The sequence below is a fragment of the Streptomyces sp. NBC_01481 genome, from assembly GCF_026339995.1.
GTDB lineage: Bacteria > Actinomycetota > Actinomycetes > Streptomycetales > Streptomycetaceae > Streptomyces.
Map to the genome: position 1 here is coordinate 1,937,695 of NZ_JAPEPT010000001.1, position 20,877 is coordinate 1,958,571.

Sequence of the window (20,877 nt, forward strand, 5' to 3'; positions counted from 1 at the left end):
GGACGGGGCCGAATGGCTGAGGTGGCGCACGCGCGCCACGTGTCGCACGAATGTTCGAAACTTGGTCTATGGTGGAAGCGGGGGAGGTGAGACGGACTGAGATCCAGGAGGTGCAGGTGCCCGGGTTCACGCATCTGCACACCGTTTCCGGGTTCTCCCTGCGGTACGGGGCCTCGCACCCGGAGCGGCTTGCGGAGCGCGCCGCCGAGCGGGGCATGGACGCCCTCGCGCTGACCGACCGCGACACCGTCGCGGGCGCGGTCCGCTTCGCCAAGGCCTGCGCGAAAGAGGGCGTGGGAGTGCGGCCGCTCTTCGGTGTCGATCTCGCGGTGGGGGAGCGGGCGCACAAGGAGGGGCCCTCCGAGCGGCGGCGCACTCCGGTCCGCGGCGGCGCGTTCGTCGACGAGTCCGCGCCCCGTACGGTCTATCTCGCCCGGTCCCGCAAGGGTTGGGCCGAACTGTGCCGACTGGTGACCGCCGCCCACGCTGCCGGCGACGGCAGCCCGCTGCTGCCCTGGGCCGACAACCACGGCGAGGACCTGACAGTGCTGCTCGGACCCGCCTCCGAGATCGGCCGTGCGCTGACCGCGGGACGCCCCGACCGTGCGGCCAAGCTGCTCGTGCCCTGGCGGGAGTGCTACGGCGACAGCCTGCGCCTGGAGGTCGTGCACCACGGCCTCAAGGGCACCGGGCCCGGCTCGCTGCGCCAGGCCGCCCGCACGCTCGGCTTCGCCGCCGAACAGGGCGTACGGGCCGTGCTCACCAATGCCGTCCGGTACGCCGACCAGGGACAGGGCCCGGTCGCCGACGTCCTCGACTCGGCCCGCCGCCTGGTCCCGATCGACCCGCACAAGGGCCTCGACAGCGGTGAGCGCTGGCTCAAGGAACCGGCCGCGATGGCCCGTACCGCCGAGCGCGTCGCCGAGGCCGCAGGCTTCCGCCGCGACACCGCGCACCGGCTGCTCGCCATGACGGAGGAGGCGGCGGCCGCGTGTCTGGTCGACCCCGAGGACGATCTGGGGCTCGGTTCCGTCCACTTCCCCGAGCCGCATCTGGTCGGCGCCGGGCGCCGTACCCCGCAGCGGGTGCTTGCCTCCCGGGCCGCCGCCGGAATGGTGCTGCGCGGCTACGACGGCCGTCGTGAGTACTGGGAGCGGATGCACCACGAGCTGGACATCATCGCGCACTGGGGCTACGCCTCGTACTTCCTGACGGTGTCTCAAGTAGTCGACGACGTAAAGAAGATGGGTATCCGGGTCGCGGCACGCGGCTCCGGCGCCGGGTCGCTCGTCAACCATCTCCTCGGCATCGCGCACGCCGACCCCGTCGAGCAGGGGCTGCTGATGGAGCGCTTCCTGTCCAAGCGGCGTTCCGTACTGCCCGACATCGACATCGATGTGGAGTCCGCCCGCCGGCTCGAGGTCTACCGCGCGATCATCGGCCGTTTCGGCGAGGAGCGGGTCGCGACCGTCGCCATGCCCGAGACCTACCGGGTGCGCCATGCGGTACGGGACGTGGGCGCCGCGCTCTCCATGGACCCGGCCGAGATCGACAAGATCGCCAAGTCCTTCCCGCACATCCGCGCCCGCGACGCCCGCGCGGCCATGGAGGAACTGCCCGAACTCCGTTCGCTGGCAGGGGAGAAGGACAGATACGGACGGCTGTGGGAGCTGGTCGAGGCGCTGGACGCGCTGCCGCGCGGGATCGCCATGCACCCGTGCGGGGTGCTGCTCTCGGACGCCGCCCTCCTCACCCGTACGCCGGTGATGCCCACCAGTGGCGAGGGCTTTCCCATGTCGCAGTTCGACAAGGAGGACGTGGAGGATCTCGGGCTGCTCAAGCTCGATGTCCTGGGGGTGCGGATGCAGTCGGCGATGGCGCACGCGGTCGCGGAGCTGCGGCGCACGACGGGTCAGGTGCTCGACCTGGACGACCCGGAGCAGGTGCCGTCGGGCGACCCGGCCACGTATCGGCTCATCAAGTCCGCCGAGACCCTGGGCTGTTTCCAGATCGAGTCGCCGGGCCAGCGGGATCTGGTCGGCAGGCTGCAGCCGTCGGACTTCCACGATCTGGTTGTCGACATCTCGCTCTTCAGGCCGGGGCCGGTCGCCGCCGACATGGTGCGGCCGTTCATCGAGGCCCGGCACGGCCGGGCGCCCGTCCGCTATCCGCACCCGGACCTGAAGGGGCCGCTGGAGGAGACGTACGGAGTGGTCGTCTTCCACGAGCAGATCATCGAGATGGTGAACATCATGACCGGCTGCGGTCGCGACGAGGCCGACCGGGTACGGCGCGGGCTGTCCCACCCCGAGTCGCAGGGGAAGATCAAGGTCTGGTTCGCCCAGCACGCGGAGGCGAAGGGGTACGCGCCCGAAGTGATCGCCCGCGCCTGGGAGATCATCGAGGCCTTCGGCTCGTACGGCTTCTGCAAAGCGCACGCGGTGGCCTTCGCCGTACCGACCTATCAGTCGGCCTGGCTCAAGGCGCACCATCCGGCGGCCTTCTACGCCGGGCTGCTCACATACGACCCCGGGATGTATCCGAAGCGGCTGCTGCTGGCGGACGCGAGGCGGCGCGGGGTGCCGGTGCTGCCGCTGGATGTGAACCGGTCGGCGGCCGCCCATCGAATCGAACTGGTGTCTGGTTCTCCTGATCGGTGGGGCCTGCGGCTCGCGCTCTCGGACGTCCATGGCATCAGCGAGGCCGAGGCGGCACGGATCGAGGCCGGGCAGCCCTACTCCTCACTGCTGGACTTCTGGCAGCGGGCCCGTCCCGGCCGACCGGTCGCCGAACGGCTCGCGCAGGTCGGCGCGTTGGACGCCTTCGGCGCGAACCGCCGCGATCTGCTGCTGCATCTCGCCGAGCTCCACCGAGGACAGCGGGGCTCGGGCAGGTACGGCAGTCAGCTCCCCCTGGGCGACGGGCAGAAGACCGCCCCCGTCGGGCTCCCCGACCTGGGCGACGCGGAACGCCTCAGCGCCGAGCTCGGCGTCCTCGGCATGGACGCCTCCCGCCACCTGATGGCGGATCACCATGCCTTCCTGAAGGAGCTGGGAGTGGTCTCGGCACACCGGCTGCGCTCGGCGGAGCACGGGCAGACGGTGCTGGTCGCGGGCGCGAAGGCGGCCACCCAGACCCCGCCGATCCGGTCCGGCAAGCGGGTCATCTTCACCACCCTCGACGACGGCACGGGCCTGGTCGACCTGGCTTTCTTCGACGACAGTCATGCCGCGTGCGCGCACACCGTCTTCCACTCCTGGCTGCTGCTGGTACGCGGAGTGGTGCAGCGGCGCGGACCGCGCAGCCTCAGCGTGGTCGGCGCGGCGGCCTGGAATCTCGCGGAACTGGTGGAGCTGCGGCGTACGGGCGGGCTCGACGCGGTCGCGGCACGGCTGGCGGAGCCCGTGCCCGCGGAGGATGCGGCTGAGGCGGACAGCGGCCGCCGTATCCAGCTCTCGACGGGTTATGAGATGAACCCCTGGGCGGACCTCCAGCCGCCGGGCGAAGGGACCCCCACCGGGCGGAAGTTGTGGCACCAGAGTCCGGGGAGCGCGGGATGATCCTCTACGTACGCTTCCGGCCCGCCCCGGCGCTCGGAACCGGCGGGGTCGAGGCGGCCCTGCCGTCCCTGCTCGGCCTGGCCGAGGACATCAGCCCCCTCGTGCAGGCACTCCCGCCCGACGCCGCGCTCATCGATGTGCGCGGCGCCGAACGGTACTTCGGCCAGGACGCGGTCCAGCTCGCCTCTCTGCTGCGGGTGCGGGCGCTCGCGCACTGCGGAGTGGACTGTGCGATCGGAGCGGGCCCCGGCCCGATGCTGGCCAGGATGGCGGCACGGGAGGCCGCGCCCGGGACGACCCTGGTGGTGACGGACGCCGGGACGGCCGGGTTCCTGGCCGGCAAACCGGTCGCCGCGCTGGACGGCGTGGGGACAGCGACGGCCCGGACCCTGTGTGCGTACGGCCTCGACTCCGTCGGCAAGGTCGCCGGGGCGCCGCTCGCCGTGCTCCAGCGGATCGTCGGCGCGCGGGCCGGCCGCGAGCTGTGGGAGCGGGCGCGCGGCATCGACCGTACGACGGTCGTCCCGAACGCCGCCGCCCGCTCGGTCGCGGCCGAACGGGCCTTCTCGCGCGACGAGCTGGACCCCGTGCGCCACCGCAGGGCGCTGCTCTCGATCGCCGAGGAGCTGGGGCTGAGGATGCGCGGCGAGGGCCAGGTGTGCCGCGCGCTGAGCCTGACCGTGCGGTACGCCGACCGGTCCACGACCACCCGGGCGCGCACCCTGCGCGAGCCGACCGCCCACTCCGCGGCGCTCACCGATGCCGCGTACCGGATCCATGAGTCGCTCGGCCTCCAGCGGGCCCGGGTCCGGAGCCTCACCCTGCGGGCCGAGGACCTGACACCTGTCGAACGGGCCGCGCGACAGCTGACGTTCGACCCCGCGGACGAACGGGCGCGGCGGATCGAGGCGGTGGCGGACCGGGCGCGGGCGAGGTTCGGGCCGCGGGCGGTCGTGCCGGGCTCACTCGCCGCGTAACGCTTCCGCCGCGTGACGCACTCGCCGCGTAACGCGTGTACAGGACGCGGCTTATTGACACGGATTCAGTTTTTACTCGCGCGTAACTTCCATTCTTGGGTTACCCGTGCGTAATTTGACATGAGCGAGCCGCAAATCCAGCCATCGCACCAGCCATCGCTACTCCCTTGAGCCGCAAGGAGATTGCCCGATGCTGCCCTGGAAACGTGCCCTCAGACCGGTCGCCGCCTTGCTTCTGGCCGTGTCTGTCGCCCTCACCCCCGCCGTCGCCGCCGCCGATTCAGCCACCGAATCGGCCCCCCACAGCGGCTGGAACAACTACTCCTGCAAGCCCTCCGCCACCCACCCCCGCCCCGTCGTCCTCGTCCACGGCACCCTCGGGAACTCCGTGGACAACTGGCTCGGCCTCGCTCCGTACCTGGTGCACCGCGGTTACTGCGTCTTCAGCCTGGACTACGGGCAGCTCCCCGGCGTGCCCTTCTTCCACGGCCTCGGCCCGATCGACAAGTCGGCCGAGCAGCTCGACACGTACGTAGACAACGTGCTCGCCGCGACCGGCGCGTCGAAAGCGGACCTCGTCGGCCACTCCCAGGGCGGCATGATGCCGCGCCACTACCTCAAGTTCCTGGGCGGGGCGGACAAGGTGAACGCGCTGATCGGCCTCGCGCCCGACAACCACGGGACGACACTGAGCGGCCTGGCCAAGCTGCTGCCGTACTTCCCGGGCGCGGAGGACCTGCTCAACGCGGCCACCCCGGGGCTTGCCGACCAGATGGCCGGCTCCGCTTTCCTCACCAAGCTCAACGCGGGCGGCGACACCGTGCCCGGCGTGCGCTACACGGTCATCGCGACCCGGTACGACCAGGTGGTGACCCCGTACCGCTCGCAGTACCTGGACGGAGCGAACGTACACAATGTCCTGCTGCAGGACCTGTGTGCGGTCGACCTGTCGGAGCATGTGGCGATCGGGCTGCTCGACCGGATCGCGTTCCACGAGGTGGCGAACGCGCTGGACCCGGCGCATGCGTCGCGGACGAACTGCGCGTCCGTCTTCTCCTAGGAGCACGTAACTGCGGTCCGTCCCCTTTCATGGGGGCGGACCGCAGTCATGTCCTGTCTCTGCCCTAGCGGGAGTGACGGCTACGGCGGACGGAGCCGAACATCACTGCGGCACCGAGGGCGAGGGCGGCCGCACCGCCGACGGCGATGTACGGGGTGTTGCTCTCGCCGCCGGTCGCGGCGAGGTTCTCGGACCCGGCGGAGCCGTTGGCCTCGGGAGCGTTGTCGGCAGGGGTGGCCGGAGCCGTCGTGTTCTGCGGAGCCGTCGAATTTTCCGCGTGATCGCCCCCGTGACCGCCGTGGTCGACGGTGGACTTGTCGGCCTCGTCCGCGATCTCCTCGTCGGACGGAGCGGACGCGGTCGGCGCGGGCGCACCGCCGGTGTTGCCGTTGTCCTGCCCGAACACGACGTCGGAGCAGGTGTAGAAGGCCTCGGGAGAGTCCGAGCGCTGCCAGATGGAGTAGATCAGGTGCCGCCCGGACTTGTTGGGGACGACGCCGTCGAAGACGTACTCACCGTTGACGAGCTTGGGGTCGGTGACCTTCGCGAAGGGCTTGGTCTCCAGGTCCGACCACTTGAGGGGCTTGCCCGGGTCGTACCCGTCCTTCGTGAGGTACAGCTCGAAGGACCCCTTGTGCGGGGCGGTCGCCTTGTAGTGGAAGGTGTGATTTCCCGAGGCGAACGTCGAGGCGGGCCAGTCGGCGCGCGGCAGGTCGAGCCCCTTGTACTTGTCACGGCCCGCGCTGCACAGCTTGCCGTCCGGTATCAACTGCTGGTGATTGCCTGCGGCGTTGGCGATGTTGACTTCGTTCCAGTCGTAGAAGGCCTGCGTCCCGCTGGCGGCGACCGCGGCCTTGCACGCCGCGGACTTGGGACTCTCGGGCCCCTCGGCGAAACAGGCGGACACCCGGCTGACCGGGTCGGTCATCGACCCGTGCGCGAAGGCCGGCCCCGCAGCCACCCCGGCAAGCGCGAGGGGCGCGAACCCGAGGGCGGCGAGGGAGATGGCCTTACGGCGAGCGGTCATGGTGACGTACTCCTTCAACAGCGGCATATGGGGGGACCCGCGGCGGGCCCGACCGGGCGGCGCGGCCCCCCGTAGGACATCTGCACCGACCGCTCGAACCGGCCCCGACGACGAGCAAGCTAGCCGCTCGGAAGGGGGAAATCGCCTGCTGGGAGGGGGTGATGGCGATCCTTATGGTGGCTTTAAGGAGGCGCTAAGAGGGGGCTCAGGAAGGGGGGCAGCGTTGAGGGGGCGGCCCCCTGGTGGAGGCCGGTCGTCGTCCGTGATCGTCCAGGGAGGGCCGCCTTGCCCGCCCTCCGCCTCGGCTCGTACCTCTGAGGCGCCTCAAATAGCTTTGCGCAGGTCAGATCTTGTGATCCCCTGCGCAGAGAACAACAAGGGGAGGGGGCGCGATGAGGCGAAGCATGCTCGCTGCGGGGGCCGTCATGGTGGTGGCGGGGCTGGGAATCGGCGCGTCCGGGGCCGAGGCGGCCGGTCAGGCGCTGGCCGGCGGCGGGGAAGGGTCGGCCTACGCGCTCGGCTTCGGGCAGGTAACCGCGGGCAAGGGGTACTGGTTCACCTGCCCCACCTTGGAGAACACGTCGTCCGTGCCCATCGAGGTGCTCGACGTGGAGCTGATCGACCCGCCGGCCACATGGAAGACCGGCCCAGTCCGGGCTGTCAGCCTGACTGACGTCGGCGTCCTGGGGCTGGGCGCCTACGACGAAACGTTCGCCCAGGAGCCCGGCATGAACAAGGACTACTCCACCAAGCCCGTGCGCATCGCCCCCGGGGAACTGAGCCACATCCACTACTACCTTCGGGTCGAGCCGACGACGGCTCCGGGCACCGGGCGCGCCGAAGGATGCCGATTCACCTACCGTTCGGGACAGCGCGTGTACGTCGAGGACCTCGAAGCTGACTTCTCCCTCGACCCCAAGGACGCCTTTTAGCAGGCGCTCCGCATGGCCGACCCGCACGGCGCGGTCGGGGTCGGCGAACAGTGGTAGCACCGCGCGCAGCTCGGTTACACCCGCCACGCCCCGGACGAACGCGGGGCGTTCCGGCAGTAGGTGCGTGATCAGGAACGACGCGGGGCGCTCGGCAGGAACGAAGCGCGAGGCAACCCGAGTGAAGTAGGCGTCGAGTCGGGCGCGTTCAAAGGTTTCCATTCAGCGGGCTCCTTCTGACACGGGCGGGATTTTGAACGCGAGCCATACGGTCTTGCCGACGGTGTGTTCGACGACTCCGTAGTCATCGGCCAGCTCGTTGACGAGGCGAAGCCCGCGCCCCGTGCTCTCGTGAACGCATGGGGAACGGACCTCGGGGTGCCCGTCACCGCTGTCCCGTACCTCGATCCGTAAGAGGTCACCGTCCGTCGTCACCTTCACGCAGAACTCCCGGCCCGGCGGTACTCCGTGAAGCAGGGCGTTCGTGGCCAGTTCGGAGACGCACAGCCGTATGTCGTCCTGCCGATCGGCGACGCGATTCCCCCGATCCCGTATCTCCGTCGGCGCTGCGCGCGCCTTCGTTATTGGCACCGCCACAGAGTGGGGTGGATACGGTGAGTGATGCGCTTACCGTGTAAAGCAGCAAGGCTGGAAGATCGTCACCTGTGCAGGAGGACGCCGTGGGCACCAGCGACTGGGTCAGCAACTCGATGCCGTATCTGACTCCACGGGGGAAGGGGCAGCCCGACGCCTGGGGGTCCGAGGCGGGCAAGAGAGGCAGCCAGCGCATCGTTCACGCGGGCGAAGTGGCCGCGCCGCCCGAGGTGGCGGAGCTGCTCGGGGTTGCCAAAGGGGATGCGGTCGTCGTGCGTCGACGCATGATGTTTCTTGACGACCAGCCATGCGAACTGACGGACACCTACTACCCCTTGGGCATTGCTCGGGGCACTCGCCTCGCAGGGACAGCCAAGATTCCCGGCGGCGCGGTCACACTCCTCGCCGAGCTCGGGCACGTCGGCGTACGCGTCCGCGAGGACGTGATCGCTCGGATGCCCTACGCAGAGGAACGAGACGCCTTGCAGACCGGGCCCGACACCCCTGTCCTGCAGCTGACACGGACCACACTGGACGGCGACGACCAGCCGATTCAGGTGGACATGATGACCATGCCTGCCGACCGTCAGCGGCTGCGATACGAGATCAGAATCGGATGACAGTGCCCACGACCGAAGCGAACGCGTTCGACCACCGCTCTCTGCACGAGCGGATCGCAGCCGACCTGCGCGACGAAATCATGAGCGGCGACCTCGGCCCCGGGGCCAAGCTGCCATCGACCGTGCAGCTCAAGGCGAGGTTCGATGCCTCGAGCGCCACCATGCAGAAGGCGTTGCAGCTCCTCAAGGACGAGGGCCTGGTCATCGGGCGGGCAGGTGCGGCCGTGACGGTCCGCGAGCACCGGCAGCGGAACATGCGGCCTGCGTCGTACATGGCTCCGGCGGAGGCAGGTGCGCCGTACCGCTGGCTCACCGAAGCTGCGAAGCACGGCGCGCCGGCGCGGAGCCGTCTGCTCGACGTCGGAGAAGCCGTGCCCCCTGCAGACGTCTCGGCCGCCCTGAACCTTCCGGAGGGCGGCACGGCGCTGATGCGTCGCCAAGTGCTCATGCTCGGCGAAGAGCCAGCGGAACTGGTCACGTCCTACTACCCCATGGAGATCGCCCGCGACACCGCGATGATGGAGCGCCGCAAGATCAAGGGCGGCACGCCGACGCTCCTCGCTGAGCTGGGGTACCCGCCTCGGCTGAGCGTGGACAGGATCTCCGCGCGAGTTCCCACACAGGACCAGTACACGGCACTTCAACTGCCCAGCGATCTGCCCGTCCTCCGGACCCTGCGCGTGGTGTACAGCGACCACGACCGCCCCATCGAAGCCACCGTCATGGTCAAGGCAGGTCATCTCTACGAGCTGCAGTACGAGTTCACGCCTGAGTGACAGGCCATCGGGCAGCTTGAACTCCTGCGAGCATCAGCTCGGCGCAGGCTGAGGCATCCCCGCGATCGAGGCATAGCAAGCCCTGGTCATCGGTGGCCGAGCGCGGCCAGGATCGCAGCCTCCTTCTCGGGCGCGATGCCGTGCTCGGCCCACCGCGGGTGTTCGACCCGGTGCCCGTCTGCCCGCATCCACGCCCACGCGTCGGCCACGGTCTTCTCGATGGGACGACACCGCATCCCGGTAGCAACCGCCTTGCTCGCGTCCACGGACCACACCCCGGCGTGGGTGGGGCATGAAACTGGCAACCTCGCGTAATCGACTGACGCCTATTCCTTGGTGAGTGAGGCGCTGAGGTCACCGTGTGTGGTCGCCGGGGGCATAGTGGCGCCAGGTTCCCCCGGCCTCGGCGGCGAGCTGTGCGGTGGTCTCGTCGTGGTAGCCGAGCACGCGGGCGATCACGGGTGCGGGGGCCTGGAGGACGAGGTGGCGGATGGCCGCGGTGCGTCCTCGCTGGGTGGGGAAGCTCATGCGACGGAGCCGGAGTTCGATGGTTTCCGCGGTCATGGGCTGTCCGGCCCGGCGGCCGGGGAGGAGCCACTAGGCCTCGGGATTGGTTGCGGTCATGGTGTTCGGGCGCTGGTCGAGGTAGTTCAGCAGCAGCCCGGCGAAGGGTTCGGGACGGGAGATGGCGGATCGCCGAGCCGGATGACTACCTCATCGTCGTCCTGGAGCACGTCATTGGTGGTCAGCCGCGTGATGCGGGTGATCGGCTGTGCATAGAGGACGACGAGCGCGGCCGCGACCCGGTCCTGGAGCGGGATGTCCTCGCGGCCCAGGGTCTGTCGCAACAGTATGAGGCGCTGGTGCTGAGCGATGGGGGCGGGATTGCTCGTGGAGCGGTGCTGCAGGACGAGGATGGGCGCGTGTTTGGAACGTATGGCCCACCGGACGAAGGCATGCGTGAGGCGCCGAGCGACGTAGCCGCCGGCGTACCAAGCGTCGACATCGGCTTGGGTGCAGCTGGCGAGGGAGCGTCCGCGCTGGGCGAGATGGGTGAGGAGCGCGGTCGCGAGGCGGATTTCGGCGCGGGCCTGCTGGATGCGGGCGCGCTTGGGACGGACCGCCGACAGGTCGACGACCGCGTCGCCGGTGGCGACCTTGCGGACGGCGGCGTTCTCGGGCAGTGACGAGCACCTGCTGGCCCTGCTGCTGGCACTGAAGACGTACCAGCGCATGGGGTGCTTCCCGAAGCTGGACGCGGTCCCGGACACGGTGATCGACTTCGTCCGCCGCGCGATGGACCTGCCGGAGGGCACCGTGCCGAGAGCCACGAACCGTACGGCGGAACGGCAGCGCACCGCCGTGAGGCGGCGAACGGGCCTGTCGTACAACAAGGCGAAGGTCCGTAAGATCGCCGAGGCGGCGATGCGGAGCGAGGCCGTCTCGAAGAACCGCCCGGCGGATCTGATCAACATCGCGCTGGAGAACTTGCGTCCAATCGATTGCCCGGAGGGCGAGACAGGGGTACGAGACGGGGCCGAACGTTTCGGGTGGTAGCCGCGTCATAGGAGGGACGCAAGCAGGAGGGAGGCGCGAGTGGCGGCATGGAGGAAGGCGCGGGTCGCGGGGGAGGACCCCGAGGAACCCCTGGACGCGGCACTCGTGGACCGGGTGCGCGCGGTTCTGGCGCTCGGAGGAGTGCCGCACGCCGAGCTCCAGGACGGGGTGCAGCAGGTATGGCTGCGCCTTCTGGAGGCCCGGGCGAAGGGACGCGAGGCGCCGCGTTCCCTCGCCGCTTGGTGTGCGGTCGTCGCCTCGAACATCGCGATGGACTGGCACCGGGCTCAGCGCAGACGGGAGCGGCTCGACGAGCGGCTGACGGCGCTGCGGCCCTGGGAGAGGGCGCATCAGGGCGGCGAGGAGGCCCGCGTACTGGCGCTGGCGGTGGCGGAGGGGCTGGAGGAGCTGCCGCTCGAGCAGCGCCAGGTGCTGGTGCTGCGCTTCTACGCGGATCTGCCCGTGGCCAAGATCGCCGCGGCCCTGGAGATACCCGAGGGAACGGTCAAGAGCCGGCTGCACGCCGGAGTGGGCGCGATGCGGAAGCGGCTGCATGCGGATGAGGCGGTGTGACGGTGGACAGGGACGACATGAACAGGCGCGGCATGGATGAGCACGGCGTGGATTCCGTGATGGCCGCGGTGTCCGGCGAGCCGGTGCCGGAAGGCGCGGAGCGGGACCCGGAGATCGCGGCGGCGCTGGCCGACGTGGCGGTGCTGCGCGAGCAGCTGACGTTCATCGGCGACGCGGTGGCTGGTCGGACAGCCGCACCCGCACCGGTTGTGCCGGTGCGCGGGCGCCGCGGACGGCGCGGGCGTGTCCTGGCGCTGACGCTGGCGGCGTCGGTGGCGATCGGCACAGGAACGGCGTATCTCGTGGCGCACAACGGCAGCATCGGGGGCGGCGGTGAGGATGGCGGTGGGGCGGCGAAGCTCACCGCGGAGGGCCTGGTCGCGTGCTCCACGGATATCGCCGAGGGCACGGTGGCCCGTGTTGAACCCCTCAAGGGGAAGGGCGGGTTTCGCGTGGTGCTGGATGTGGAGCGCTCGTACAAATCGGAGAAGCCGGACAGCGCCGAAAACGGGGGACGGCAGCTGACGTTCACCGCCCCTGGGGACGACAGCGGGGAGCAGTACTACCGGGTCGGCGGCCGGATGCTGGTCATGGTCTCGCAGTTCCCCGACGAGGGTCCTGTCACCTTCCGGGAGGGTACCCCTCCGCCGGGGGAGACGGGTGAGGAACTGGGCGCAGTACGCGACGAACTCGAATACGGCCGTATATGGATCATTGAAGCCATCCCGGGCGCACGCGGTGCAAAGTGCCCGGGGCGCGGCTGACTGTAATTCGGTTCACCCGGAACCTTCGGAGGGTGGTATACGCCGGGCCCGGAGCGGAATTGAGCATTCCGTATTTGCCTTACTGTTGACTTCCTTTTGGTGGGGCTTTAGCGTTCCCCTGCTTGATCACAGGGTGCAGAAACGGCTTCTGCGCCTCATGACGGTTAGGGGGCCTTCCGTGAAGGCGAGGCGATTGTCCGTATCCGGGAGAATTGTCGTGGCCATTTCGGCTGTGGCAGTCGTGACAGCGCTGACGGCGTGGAGCAATTCGGAGGGAAATGCGGCCGCTGTGCACCGTGATGCACAGGCCGAGCGGGTCGTGTCCGGCCGGGAGGTATTTGACTTCAAGAACCTTGGGGAATTGGTCTCGACATCCCCGGTTATCGTGAAGGCGGAGGTCACCGGCATTCAGCCGGGCCGGACTCTCGGAAGCGCCGAAGAAGGCGGAGTCGACCAGGCGCGGGATGTCACGCTCTCGGTGACGACTTCCTATAAGCGTTACCCGACTGTCCCGACCTCCATTGTCATGGAGGAATGGGGCTGGGACGAACAGGGGAATGGCTATCAGGTCGAGCATGTCACCTGGAGCCAGGTGGGGGACAAGGGCTTCTACTTCCTCGAGCAGAGCGACGCGACTGGTAAATGGCAGCTGGTGAACACCCAGGCCAGAATGCTCGACAAGGGCGGCTGGCTGGAACTGTCCGCCGACCCGACCTCCCAGTTCGCCACCAGCTTCTGGTTGTACGACCCGCTCGACCTCGAAATGGAGCTGAGGCGGCTCACGGACACGAAGAACCCGCCCCAGGACCTGCCGGCGCCGCAAAGCGAGCCCGACCCGGTCAGCGGAGACGCGGCGAACTCGCCGGCGCCGGACGACGGGACCGAGGAACCGCTCCCCGACGACTCGACCAACGACGGTTCGGAGCCGACTCCCTACCCGTCCCCCAGCTGAGGCCGCTCATGGCCCGCTGTGGAATCCCGGTGGGCCTCTCTTCAGGAAGTGAACTCGCATGCTGCGCATTTCTCCCCGACTGTTGGGCACACTCGCTGCGACAGCCGCACTCATTCTGGCCATTCCCTCGTCGGCATACGCGAGTCACGACGACGGCGGGACTGATCCGGACAACAGAAGCCAGGCCGTCAAGGGGTTCTACCTCACCTCGAACGGCGTCACCGCGATGAACCACGGAAAGTACGAGCTGGAACGCAGTGTCATCACCACCTCGTGGGGCAGCGGTGACATCGAGGTGTACGACTACGCCTATGGCGACACCAAGTGGCACGGACGTACTGACTGCACGAACTGGAACGCCCTGTGGACGTCGTGCGACATCATCCGGGTCCGGTTCAATACGTCCTACTACAAGTCCTATTCCCAGTGGAAGAGCCTCGGCTGCCATGAATTCGGGCACACCGGAGACCTGGGGCACCGCTGGTCGTCGACGGACAGCGACAGCAACTCCTGTATGCGTGTGGAGATCTGGCCGACGCACTACGACCAGCACGATCTGAATGCCATCGCGGCGGGTACCTGAGCATATGCGAAAGAAACTCATAGGTGTGTCCGCCACCGTGCTCGCCGTGGCTCTCGCGGTCACCGGATTCCTGGTCACCAGGGAATCCGATGAAGAGACGTTCAGGAAGTCCGCACAGCGCGCCGAGTTCTGCCGGGAGGCGGCTCCCCTCGATCTGCAGAAGAGCGAGGAACTGACCTCGGACAAGCGGCACCACATCATCGAGGACCTCGGCAAGCAGGCGCCGGATGACATCGCCGAGGATTTCGGCCGGCTGGCCGCGTGGTACGAGCACCAGGAGCCCGAGGACGAGGAGGCGGCCAGGAAGTCCAGCTACCGGGTCGGTGAATTCATCGAGCGGGTGTGCGACGACGTCAATATCGGAGGAATCAGGTCCTGACCGGCGGAGGCCGCGGATGCCCCGGCCGACAAGGCCGGCAGGAACCTGAGCAGCACGAGCAAAGGGGCGGACGCTCGCGATGAGCGCCCGCCCCTCTTGTGCATACAGCCCTATCCGTTGCGGAATGACCTTCTCGATCACCACGCTGCCGGTGCCCGCGGCCGTGCCGCGCGCCGTCAGCAGCTGCACCTCGCCGAAGAACTGCCGGCGCCCTAGGGGGCCGCACTCCCCACCACGACCTCGGCGGCGACCTGCGCCGACGCGCCGTTGGCGAGCTTCACCGACTGGGTCTCGTCGACCTTGACGGTGCCGAGCGAGGACGCGAAGTACACGTCTCGGTAGTTGTGCTCGGTGGTGCCGGCCGGGACCGCGTAGCCCACGACCTTGATCGTGTACGTACCGGCGGCGGGCTTGACGAGGCTGCCCCCTCGTCCGAGTTGCCGTCCGCGGACTGGCCGACCGGCTCAAGCAGTCGGCCAAGGCCCCAACGTGGTCGCACTTCTGCCGCCAGGCCGAGCACCTGGAATGTCGACTCGCTCGGCGAGACCGAGCGGTGGCTTCAGGGCGTGGCCGCCGGGAAAATCACGGACTTCGCCGGGGAGGCGGACGCCGCGGACGCGCCGGGGCTTCGAGACTACGCCCTGGTGAAGCGGTCCGCGCTGCTGGTGTGCCTGGCGCACAAGGCGCGGATGCGGGCCCGCGACGACCTGACCACGATGTTCGGCAAGCGCATCGCGTTGCAGGTCAAGCGGGCCAAGGCCGAGCTGGAGGAGATCTGCCGGCAACAGCAGGCCATCGTCGAGTCCCTGATCGGCAACTACCGCACGGTGCTCCAGCCCATCGACGCCGACGGGCCGGTCCTGACGGCGAAAGAGAAGGCGGCGGCGATGACGGCCGACATCCTGGCGGCGGTCGGTGAGCTGGACCAGGACCGGGCCGCCGTGATGGGCCCGGGTGATACACCACGGCAGTCGGCCTACGTACTCCCCAGGCCCGAGGATCACGCCTGGGCGTAGAACAGTTGCATCTGCTCCGAAGACCTGACGGATCGCCGCCTCGCCGCCGGCCTTCTGGAAGCCGTACTTCGTCGGGCTTCCATCGGGCCCGGTGAGGCCGTACGACTCGTCCGCGTCCGCAGGGCATTCGAGGAGCGGTGACTCCTACGACAGCGGATGGTGCGGCCAGCCTGCGTATACCGAGACCGTCGACACATGGACCCAACGCGAAACAGCCGGACGCAGCGCCCGCGCTGTCAAGAGCACTTCCCGAGGGGGCAGTTCCGAGCTGGAGGATTCATCGCGACGTCCCAGGGGCCGTGCCCCGCCAACCCGGGCGAGATCGGAAGGCACCGTCCTGTCGTCGTGTACGGCTTCGACGTCGAGCCGATCTCTTCCGGAGACACCGCGATTGAAGGTGCTTACCCCCAGCGCTGGAGGGCGCCCGTCACCAGCTCGCGCCCCAGGAACCACGTACCGCCCAGCACCAGAATCCGCATGACGACGATCCTGCCGCGCTCCCGGAACCGGCGCAGCTCTACGCGGCGATTACCCGGGCGAGGGAGCCCCAGCGCGCTCGTACCGAAGCAGCACAACCCCGTTCCCGAACGCCCGCGTCTCCGCGAGCCGGAGCGTCGTCCTCGCGTCCGACGTCGGGAACAGGGGCCTGCCCCGGCCGATGAGGACCGGGTGGATGTAGACGCGGTACTCGTCGATCAGGTCGTGCTCCATGAACGTCGCCGCGAGGTCCGCGCCGCCGAGGGCCAGGTCGCCGCCCGGCTGGGACTTGAGGGTCATGACCTCGTCCACGACGACGTCCCGCACGATCGTCGTGTTCCAGTCGGCCCGCTTCAGGGTGCGGGAGTACACGATCTTCGGCATGTCCCGCCAGATTCCGGCAAACTCCGCCATGGGAGCGGTGGTTGAGGGGCCGGCGTCGGCCGTGGGCCAGAACTCCGCCATGAGTTCGTAGGTGAAGCGGCCGTGCAGGAAGGCGCCCATCGTCCTGAGCTGGTCGTTGAAGTGGCGGTGCAGCTCGTCGTCGACCATGTGCCAGTCGATCTCGCGGTCCGGTCCTTCGAAGAAGCCGTCCAGGGACACCGACATCATCAGGATGATCTTTCGCATCGCGGTCCTCGCCGGAGTCGTCAGGGTCGGTGTTCCACCAGCTTCCACCAACTGGTCACGGCCGTGACGATACGCCTCCGGGCTCATGGTGGGACGTATTGAAAGAGTGCGGCGGAGGACGCTCGGGGGGCAACCTGCGGCCGACGCGCCGCGTCCTTCTGGGGGTGACCGAACTCCTTACCCCCTCCAGCCCTGACAACAGTGAAGAGGCCGTGCTGCCCGGGCCGCTGTGGCGCCACGCGCTGTGGGTGGCGGGCATCACCGTCCTCGGAGTGGGCCTGGGTTGGGCAAGCGCCCAGTTCCGTATCGGCCCCGAGGAGTACGGGCTGCCGCCCGCCGCTCCGGGGCCCCAATGGCCGTATCTGGTCGCCTGGACCGCGACCGGCCTGGCGGCGGCAGCCGTGCTGCGGGCTGCCGCCGCCAGGGTGCCGGTCTATGCCCCGGGGCCGATCGCGGTCGTGCTCACCCTCCTGGGCACCGAGCTTTCGCTGGGCTGGCGGCCGGAGGCGCCGGCGCTGGGTGCGATGGCCGGGGCCGCACTGACAGCGGCGGCCATATGGTGCGCCCTTGCGCTGCGCCCCGGCTCTCGTCGCAACCGGGGCGGGGGAGTTACGTCTGGCGGGTGAGAGGGCGGACCTCGCTTTCCGGAGACGTGTCCGGGCTTCGCGTCAGGCTTCAGGCGGGCAGGGCGGCGAGCCAGTCGGTCAGCAGCCGGTTGACCTCGGTGGGCTGCTCCTGCTGGATCCAGTGGCCGCAGCCGTCGAGGATGTGGTTGGCGGTCAGGCCGGGCAGTGTGACGGGGTACGCCTTGATCGCGTCGGCCAGCCAGGTGGTGGAGGCGTCCTGGCTGCCGCCGATGAACAGGGACGGCTGGGTGATGGGGGCGCCGTCGAAGTCGGCCAGGTCTTCCCAGTCCCGGTCCATGTTCCGGTAGCGGTTCAGTGGCCCGCTCAAGCCGGTCCGCTCGAACTCCCCGGCGTAGACGTCGAGGTCGCTTTCACTGAGCCAGGCGGGCAGCCGGCCGACGGGGAACCGGTCCCTCAGCGTCCCGCCCCGGCTGACGAAGTGCGGGCCGGGCGCGCCGGGAGCGGGCATGGTGTCGGCGGACAGGGCGGCGTAGAAGCCCGCGAGCCAGCCGCGCACGTCGGGCTCGATCTCGGCCTCGGCGCGACCGGGCTCCTGGAAGTAGGAGACGTAGAACTCCTCTTCCCCGCCCATCTGTTGGAAGAGCTCGCTGGGCCTCGGTCCGCCGCGCGGGGCGTAGGGAATACTGAGCAGCCCCACCGCGCGGAAGACGTCCGGCCTGATCAGGGCGGAGTTGGCGGCGATGGCCGCCCCCCAGTCGTGGCCGACGATCACCGCGGACTGTTCGCCCAGGGCGTGCACGACCGCCGCGTTGTCCGCCACCAGATCGAGCATCCGGTACGCGTCCGTGCCACCGGGTTTGGAGGAACGGCCGTAGCCGCGGACGTCGATGGCGACCGCGCGGTACCCGGCCGCGGCCAGCACCGGCAGCTGGTGGCGCCAGGAGTACCAGGATTCGGGGAAGCCGTGCACGAGGAGCACCAGCGGCCCGGTGCCCTGCTCCACCAGGTGGATCCGGCCCGTGGGCGAGGGGACCAGCCGGTGAGTGACCTCCGTGGCCTGCCAAGTGGCCTGCTGCGTTGACTGCTGCGACATGAATCCTCCGGGACTCTCGATCCGCCGTGTGCCAAGATCCTGTTCCCGATCATGGGGGGTTCGGCGCGGTCGTCGCGAGTCTTGTTGCCGCTTCGGCAAACGCACCGGATCCGGTCAGCCCACGCTCTTCTCCCGGGTCCTCGCCTCCCACTCGCGTCCGATCCCTCGAAGCAGCGCCGGATACACCCCCAGGTACCGGAAGGGCTTGATACCCAGCATGTATATGGCGCCGAACACCCCGTTCGGTTTCACCAGGACTGCCATCTGGCCGCGGTAGCCACCGGCCCCGTCCGGGACCCAGCCGATGTGCATCACGCCGTGCATGGTCCGGTTGGCCGTCTCCGCCGCCCACTCGTCGTGCGTCTGGTAGACGGAGGTGAACGGAACCGCGTTGAGGTCCGGCCCGCTGGGGCCCTCGCGGAGGTCCGCCGGCAGCCGGTCGCGCAGCGTCGGCACCCGGCCGCCGAGGCCGTCGGCGGGCTTGTCCCAGCCGAGCAGGGCCCCGAGCTTCCAGCGGAGTGCGAAGAGCATGCGCCCCACGGGAGAGGGGACGGGATCCCCCTTGCCGCTGGCGAACTGGTCCACCAGCCGTGCGAGGTCGTCGGGGCCGCCTGGTGTCGGCAGTGCCCACACGTCCTCAATGCGGAAGTCACCGGCGATCTCGTGGATCCGCCAGGGACGGGAGGTGTGGGCGGTTTTCGGGAGTCTCATGAGCAAGCCCCTATCTATACGATGCCGTATAGAAGAAAGCTAGCACTCATCTATACGGCGCCGTATAGATGAGTGGAGACGTGAGCGGAGACACATCATGGGAACGCCCCGCACGCCTCGCGGCAAGTGGATCGAGGAGGGGCTGCGGGCGCTCGCCGCCGGCGGCCCGGAGGCCGTCCGGATCGAGTCGCTGGCGCAGGCGCTCGGCGTCAGCAAGGGCGGCTTCTACGGGTACTTCCGTAACCGGGGCGCGTTGCTCACCGAGATGCTCGACACGTGGGAGCGCGAGGTCACCGAGGCGGTGATCGAGCGGGTCGAGAGCGGCGGCGGAGACGCCAGGGCCAGGCTGGACCGGCTGTTCACGATCGTCGCCTCGTACGGCGACGGGCCGACGACGGGCGTGGCGGCCGACCTCGCGATCCGCGACTGGGCCCGGCGCGACGAGGCCGTCGCCGAGCGGCTGCGGCGCGCCGACAACCGGCGCATGGACTACCTGCGTTCGCTGTTCGGCGAGTTCTGCCCCGACGAGGACGACGTCGAGGTCCGCTGCATGCTCACCTTCTCGGTGCGGATCGGCAGCTATGTCATCGCCGCCGACCACGGCGGCCACAGCCGCGCGGAGGTCATGGCCCTGACCAGGAACTGGCTCCTGAGGTAGGCGCCTTCGCGACGACGGCCTGCATCCAGCCCGACAGGCCGTGCAATTGCTTCGGAGCGATCAGAGGCCCCTGTCTAAGTTCCCGACATGACCAGCCAGGACGACGCCGGGCCGGGGGGAACGGCAGAGCCAACGAAGCACTAAGGACAGCTCATTTGGACAGCGCGGCCTGACCCGCTCTCTGGTGCGGGGCGTCAGCTTTTCCCTCTGCGGCTGCGAGCGCCCGGTTGCGGCGCACCGAGGACCAGAAGGACCAGGCGATCAGTACGACGCCGACGAGACCGGTGATGACCTCGTTGATCTCGTACTGGATCGTTACGAGCAGGATCACGGCCAGCGCGCCGATCGCGTAGTGCGCGCCGTGCTCCAGGTAGACGTAGTCGTCGAGGGTGCCCTGGCGGACCAGGTAGACCGTGAGCGACCGGACGTACATGGCGCCGATGCCGAGGCCGAGCGCGATGACCACCGGGTCGTTGCTGACCGCGAAGGCGCCGATGACGCCGTCGAAGGAGAACGACGCGTCGAGGACCTCGAGATAGAGGAACATGAAGAAGGCGGCCCTGCCGACGAGTTTGACGGCCGAGACCGGCTTGCCGGCCTTTTTGGCCTCCTCCTCGGCCTCGTGCTCGCGCTCCTCCTCTTCCTCGAGCTTGTTCTCGAAGTAGCCGGAGAGACCGCCGACGAGCATGTACGTGATAAGGCCGGCGATACCCGCGGTGAGCACCGTCCCCGACTTGTCGACGTGCTCCCCGCCGTACTGGTGGGCGTGGACCGCGAAGGTCGCCGCGGTGACCAGCAGGACGATCAGCGCGATGCACGCCGAGAGCATGTCGACCTTGCCGAGCTTGGCGAGCGGACGCTCGATCCAGCCCAGCCACTTGATGTCCCGGTCCTCGAAAATGAAGTCGAGGAAGATCATCAGCAGGAAGATGCCACCGAAGGCGGCGATCGCCGGGTGGGCGTCGGTGACCAGCTGCTCGTACATGTCGTGGTCGTTCAATGCGAGGTCGACGGCCTTGATGGGCCCGATCCTCGCGGTGACCGCGACGATCACCACGGGGAAGATCAGCCGCATGCCGAAGACGGCGATCAGGACACCAATGGTGAGGAAGATCTTCTGCCAGAACTCGCTCATCTTCTTCAGCACGCCGGCGTTGACCACCGCGTTGTCGAAGGACAGCGAGATCTCGAGAATCGAGAGGATGGCGACGAGCCCGAAGGCCGCCCATCCTCCGTAGAACACCGCAGCGACCAGCCCGAGCGCAGTGACTGCGAACGACCAGCCGAAGGTTTTCAGTACCACTGGCTACCCCATCGTTGTGTACGGGTCCCCGTTCCCACGGGCCTCCCCGGG

Annotated in this window: 25 protein-coding genes; 15 read left to right on the forward strand and 10 right to left on the reverse strand. The window is 69.0% G+C overall.

Annotated features, from left to right (window positions below; translation table 11 throughout):
* Positions 1–68 precede the first annotated feature (68 nt).
* From OOK40_RS08915 to OOK40_RS08925, 3 genes are all read left to right on the forward strand, one after another.
* Positions 69–3,560 carry a DNA polymerase III subunit alpha gene (locus tag OOK40_RS08915; protein ID WP_266478041.1) on the forward strand — a complete coding sequence of 1,164 codons (3,492 nt, stop codon included), beginning with the start codon at positions 69–71 and terminating at the stop codon, positions 3,558–3,560.
* Positions 3,557–4,537 carry a hypothetical protein gene (locus OOK40_RS08920; protein WP_266478043.1) on the forward strand — a complete coding sequence of 327 codons (981 nt, stop codon included), beginning with the start codon at positions 3,557–3,559 and terminating at the stop codon, positions 4,535–4,537. Before OOK40_RS08915 ends, OOK40_RS08920 begins: the two co-directional genes overlap by 4 nt.
* A gap of 190 nt (positions 4,538–4,727) precedes the next feature.
* A complete protein-coding gene (locus OOK40_RS08925; RefSeq protein WP_266478045.1) occupies positions 4,728–5,597 on the forward strand; it encodes a triacylglycerol lipase in 870 nt (289 codons plus the stop codon).
* 64 nt (positions 5,598–5,661) lie between these two features.
* Here the strand turns inward: OOK40_RS08925 and OOK40_RS08930 are convergent, their stop codons facing one another.
* On the reverse strand, positions 5,662–6,624 hold the full coding sequence (locus tag OOK40_RS08930; protein WP_266478047.1) for a lytic polysaccharide monooxygenase: 963 nt from the start codon (positions 6,622–6,624) through the stop codon (positions 5,662–5,664).
* A gap of 404 nt (positions 6,625–7,028) precedes the next feature.
* Between OOK40_RS08930 and OOK40_RS08935 the strand changes: the two genes are divergently transcribed.
* A complete protein-coding gene (locus OOK40_RS08935; RefSeq protein ID WP_266478049.1) occupies positions 7,029–7,556 on the forward strand; it encodes a hypothetical protein in 528 nt (175 codons plus the stop codon).
* A 219-nt stretch (positions 7,557–7,775) separates the two neighbouring features.
* On the opposite strand, the gene OOK40_RS08940 is transcribed toward OOK40_RS08935, so the two are convergent.
* Complete coding sequence (locus OOK40_RS08940; RefSeq protein ID WP_266479048.1) at positions 7,776–8,138, reverse strand: ATP-binding protein; 363 nt, start codon at positions 8,136–8,138, stop codon at positions 7,776–7,778.
* Positions 8,139–8,233: 95 nt separating this feature from the next.
* On the opposite strand from OOK40_RS08940, the gene OOK40_RS08945 reads away from it, so the two are divergent.
* Positions 8,234–8,767, forward strand: coding sequence for a GntR family transcriptional regulator (locus tag OOK40_RS08945; RefSeq protein WP_266478051.1), 534 nt, complete (start codon positions 8,234–8,236; stop codon positions 8,765–8,767).
* Entirely contained in the window at positions 8,764–9,543 is a 780-nt protein-coding gene (locus tag OOK40_RS08950; RefSeq protein WP_266478053.1) for a GntR family transcriptional regulator, read from the forward strand. Before OOK40_RS08945 ends, OOK40_RS08950 begins: the two co-directional genes overlap by 4 nt.
* An 86-nt stretch (positions 9,544–9,629) precedes the next feature.
* On the opposite strand, the gene OOK40_RS08955 is transcribed toward OOK40_RS08950, so the two are convergent.
* The 3 genes from OOK40_RS08955 to OOK40_RS08965 form a co-directional block, all read right to left on the reverse strand.
* Positions 9,630–9,809: a hypothetical protein gene (locus OOK40_RS08955; protein ID WP_323136042.1), complete on the reverse strand. Its 180-nt coding sequence runs from the start codon at positions 9,807–9,809 to the stop codon at positions 9,630–9,632.
* Between the two features lie 88 nt (positions 9,810–9,897).
* A complete protein-coding gene (locus OOK40_RS08960; protein ID WP_266478055.1) occupies positions 9,898–10,107 on the reverse strand; it encodes a hypothetical protein in 210 nt (69 codons plus the stop codon).
* An 86-nt stretch (positions 10,108–10,193) separates the two neighbouring features.
* On the reverse strand, positions 10,194–10,778 hold the full coding sequence (locus OOK40_RS08965) for a hypothetical protein (protein ID WP_266478057.1): 585 nt from the start codon (positions 10,776–10,778) through the stop codon (positions 10,194–10,196).
* Between OOK40_RS08965 and OOK40_RS08970 the strand changes: the two genes are divergently transcribed.
* From OOK40_RS08970 to OOK40_RS08995, 6 genes are all read left to right on the forward strand, one after another.
* Entirely contained in the window at positions 10,777–11,100 is a 324-nt protein-coding gene (locus OOK40_RS08970; RefSeq protein ID WP_266478059.1) for a DUF4158 domain-containing protein, read from the forward strand. The two genes, OOK40_RS08965 and OOK40_RS08970, sit on opposite strands and share 2 nt — an antisense overlap.
* Before the next feature lie 39 nt (positions 11,101–11,139).
* Positions 11,140–11,673 (forward strand): sigma-70 family RNA polymerase sigma factor, encoded by a 534-nt coding sequence (locus OOK40_RS08975; protein WP_266478061.1) that lies wholly within the window; start codon positions 11,140–11,142, stop codon positions 11,671–11,673.
* A complete protein-coding gene (locus OOK40_RS08980; protein WP_266478063.1) occupies positions 11,670–12,437 on the forward strand; it encodes a hypothetical protein in 768 nt (255 codons plus the stop codon). Before OOK40_RS08975 ends, OOK40_RS08980 begins: the two co-directional genes overlap by 4 nt.
* Positions 12,438–12,654: 217 nt before the next feature.
* Complete coding sequence (locus tag OOK40_RS08985) at positions 12,655–13,389, forward strand: hypothetical protein (protein WP_266478065.1); 735 nt, start codon at positions 12,655–12,657, stop codon at positions 13,387–13,389.
* 58 nt (positions 13,390–13,447) lie between these two features.
* Positions 13,448–13,972, forward strand: coding sequence for a hypothetical protein (locus OOK40_RS08990; RefSeq protein WP_266478067.1), 525 nt, complete (start codon positions 13,448–13,450; stop codon positions 13,970–13,972).
* Positions 13,973–13,997: 25 nt separating this feature from the next.
* Positions 13,998–14,351, forward strand: coding sequence for a hypothetical protein (locus OOK40_RS08995; RefSeq protein WP_266478069.1), 354 nt, complete (start codon positions 13,998–14,000; stop codon positions 14,349–14,351).
* 212 nt (positions 14,352–14,563) lie between these two features.
* On the opposite strand, the gene OOK40_RS09000 is transcribed toward OOK40_RS08995, so the two are convergent.
* Positions 14,564–14,731: a hypothetical protein gene (locus tag OOK40_RS09000; RefSeq protein ID WP_266478072.1), complete on the reverse strand. Its 168-nt coding sequence runs from the start codon at positions 14,729–14,731 to the stop codon at positions 14,564–14,566.
* A 186-nt stretch (positions 14,732–14,917) separates the two neighbouring features.
* Between OOK40_RS09000 and OOK40_RS09005 the strand changes: the two genes are divergently transcribed.
* On the forward strand, positions 14,918–15,367 hold the full coding sequence (locus tag OOK40_RS09005) for a hypothetical protein (protein ID WP_266478074.1): 450 nt from the start codon (positions 14,918–14,920) through the stop codon (positions 15,365–15,367).
* Positions 15,368–15,895: 528 nt separating this feature from the next.
* On the opposite strand, the gene OOK40_RS09010 is transcribed toward OOK40_RS09005, so the two are convergent.
* Complete coding sequence (locus OOK40_RS09010; protein ID WP_266478076.1) at positions 15,896–16,474, reverse strand: dihydrofolate reductase family protein; 579 nt, start codon at positions 16,472–16,474, stop codon at positions 15,896–15,898.
* 158 nt (positions 16,475–16,632) lie between these two features.
* On the opposite strand from OOK40_RS09010, the gene OOK40_RS09015 reads away from it, so the two are divergent.
* Positions 16,633–17,100, forward strand: coding sequence for a hypothetical protein (locus tag OOK40_RS09015; RefSeq protein ID WP_266479051.1), 468 nt, complete (start codon positions 16,633–16,635; stop codon positions 17,098–17,100).
* A gap of 49 nt (positions 17,101–17,149) precedes the next feature.
* Here the strand turns inward: OOK40_RS09015 and OOK40_RS09020 are convergent, their stop codons facing one another.
* Positions 17,150–18,154 carry an alpha/beta fold hydrolase gene (locus OOK40_RS09020; protein WP_266478078.1) on the reverse strand — a complete coding sequence of 335 codons (1,005 nt, stop codon included), beginning with the start codon at positions 18,152–18,154 and terminating at the stop codon, positions 17,150–17,152.
* A gap of 114 nt (positions 18,155–18,268) precedes the next feature.
* Positions 18,269–18,865: a DUF2867 domain-containing protein gene (locus tag OOK40_RS09025; RefSeq protein ID WP_266478080.1), complete on the reverse strand. Its 597-nt coding sequence runs from the start codon at positions 18,863–18,865 to the stop codon at positions 18,269–18,271.
* A gap of 97 nt (positions 18,866–18,962) precedes the next feature.
* On the opposite strand from OOK40_RS09025, the gene OOK40_RS09030 reads away from it, so the two are divergent.
* Positions 18,963–19,523 carry a TetR/AcrR family transcriptional regulator gene (locus OOK40_RS09030; RefSeq protein WP_266478082.1) on the forward strand — a complete coding sequence of 187 codons (561 nt, stop codon included), beginning with the start codon at positions 18,963–18,965 and terminating at the stop codon, positions 19,521–19,523.
* A 151-nt stretch (positions 19,524–19,674) separates the two neighbouring features.
* On the opposite strand, the gene OOK40_RS09035 is transcribed toward OOK40_RS09030, so the two are convergent.
* On the reverse strand, positions 19,675–20,826 hold the full coding sequence (locus OOK40_RS09035) for a DUF475 domain-containing protein (protein WP_266478085.1): 1,152 nt from the start codon (positions 20,824–20,826) through the stop codon (positions 19,675–19,677).
* Positions 20,827–20,877: the final 51 nt, after the last annotated feature.

Coding starts and splice junctions, on each gene's coding strand:
- OOK40_RS08915 (WP_266478041.1), top strand. CDS start 69: ATGGTGGAAGCGGGGGAGGTGAGACGGACTGAGATCCAGGAGGTGCAG.
- OOK40_RS08920 (WP_266478043.1), top strand. CDS start 3,557: ATGATCCTCTACGTACGCTTCCGGCCCGCCCCGGCGCTCGGAACCGGC.
- OOK40_RS08925 (WP_266478045.1), top strand. CDS start 4,728: ATGCTGCCCTGGAAACGTGCCCTCAGACCGGTCGCCGCCTTGCTTCTG.
- OOK40_RS08930 (WP_266478047.1), bottom strand. CDS start 6,624: ATGACCGCTCGCCGTAAGGCCATCTCCCTCGCCGCCCTCGGGTTCGCG.
- OOK40_RS08935 (WP_266478049.1), top strand. CDS start 7,029: ATGCTCGCTGCGGGGGCCGTCATGGTGGTGGCGGGGCTGGGAATCGGC.
- OOK40_RS08950 (WP_266478053.1), top strand. CDS start 8,764: ATGACAGTGCCCACGACCGAAGCGAACGCGTTCGACCACCGCTCTCTG.
- OOK40_RS08960 (WP_266478055.1), bottom strand. CDS start 10,107: ATGACCGCGGAAACCATCGAACTCCGGCTCCGTCGCATGAGCTTCCCC.
- OOK40_RS08970 (WP_266478059.1), top strand. CDS start 10,777: ATGGGGTGCTTCCCGAAGCTGGACGCGGTCCCGGACACGGTGATCGAC.
- OOK40_RS08965 (WP_266478057.1), bottom strand. CDS start 10,778: ATGCGCTGGTACGTCTTCAGTGCCAGCAGCAGGGCCAGCAGGTGCTCG.
- OOK40_RS08990 (WP_266478067.1), top strand. CDS start 13,448: ATGCTGCGCATTTCTCCCCGACTGTTGGGCACACTCGCTGCGACAGCC.
- OOK40_RS09010 (WP_266478076.1), bottom strand. CDS start 16,474: ATGCGAAAGATCATCCTGATGATGTCGGTGTCCCTGGACGGCTTCTTC.
- OOK40_RS09020 (WP_266478078.1), bottom strand. CDS start 18,154: ATGTCGCAGCAGTCAACGCAGCAGGCCACTTGGCAGGCCACGGAGGTC.
- OOK40_RS09025 (WP_266478080.1), bottom strand. CDS start 18,865: ATGAGACTCCCGAAAACCGCCCACACCTCCCGTCCCTGGCGGATCCAC.
- OOK40_RS09030 (WP_266478082.1), top strand. CDS start 18,963: ATGGGAACGCCCCGCACGCCTCGCGGCAAGTGGATCGAGGAGGGGCTG.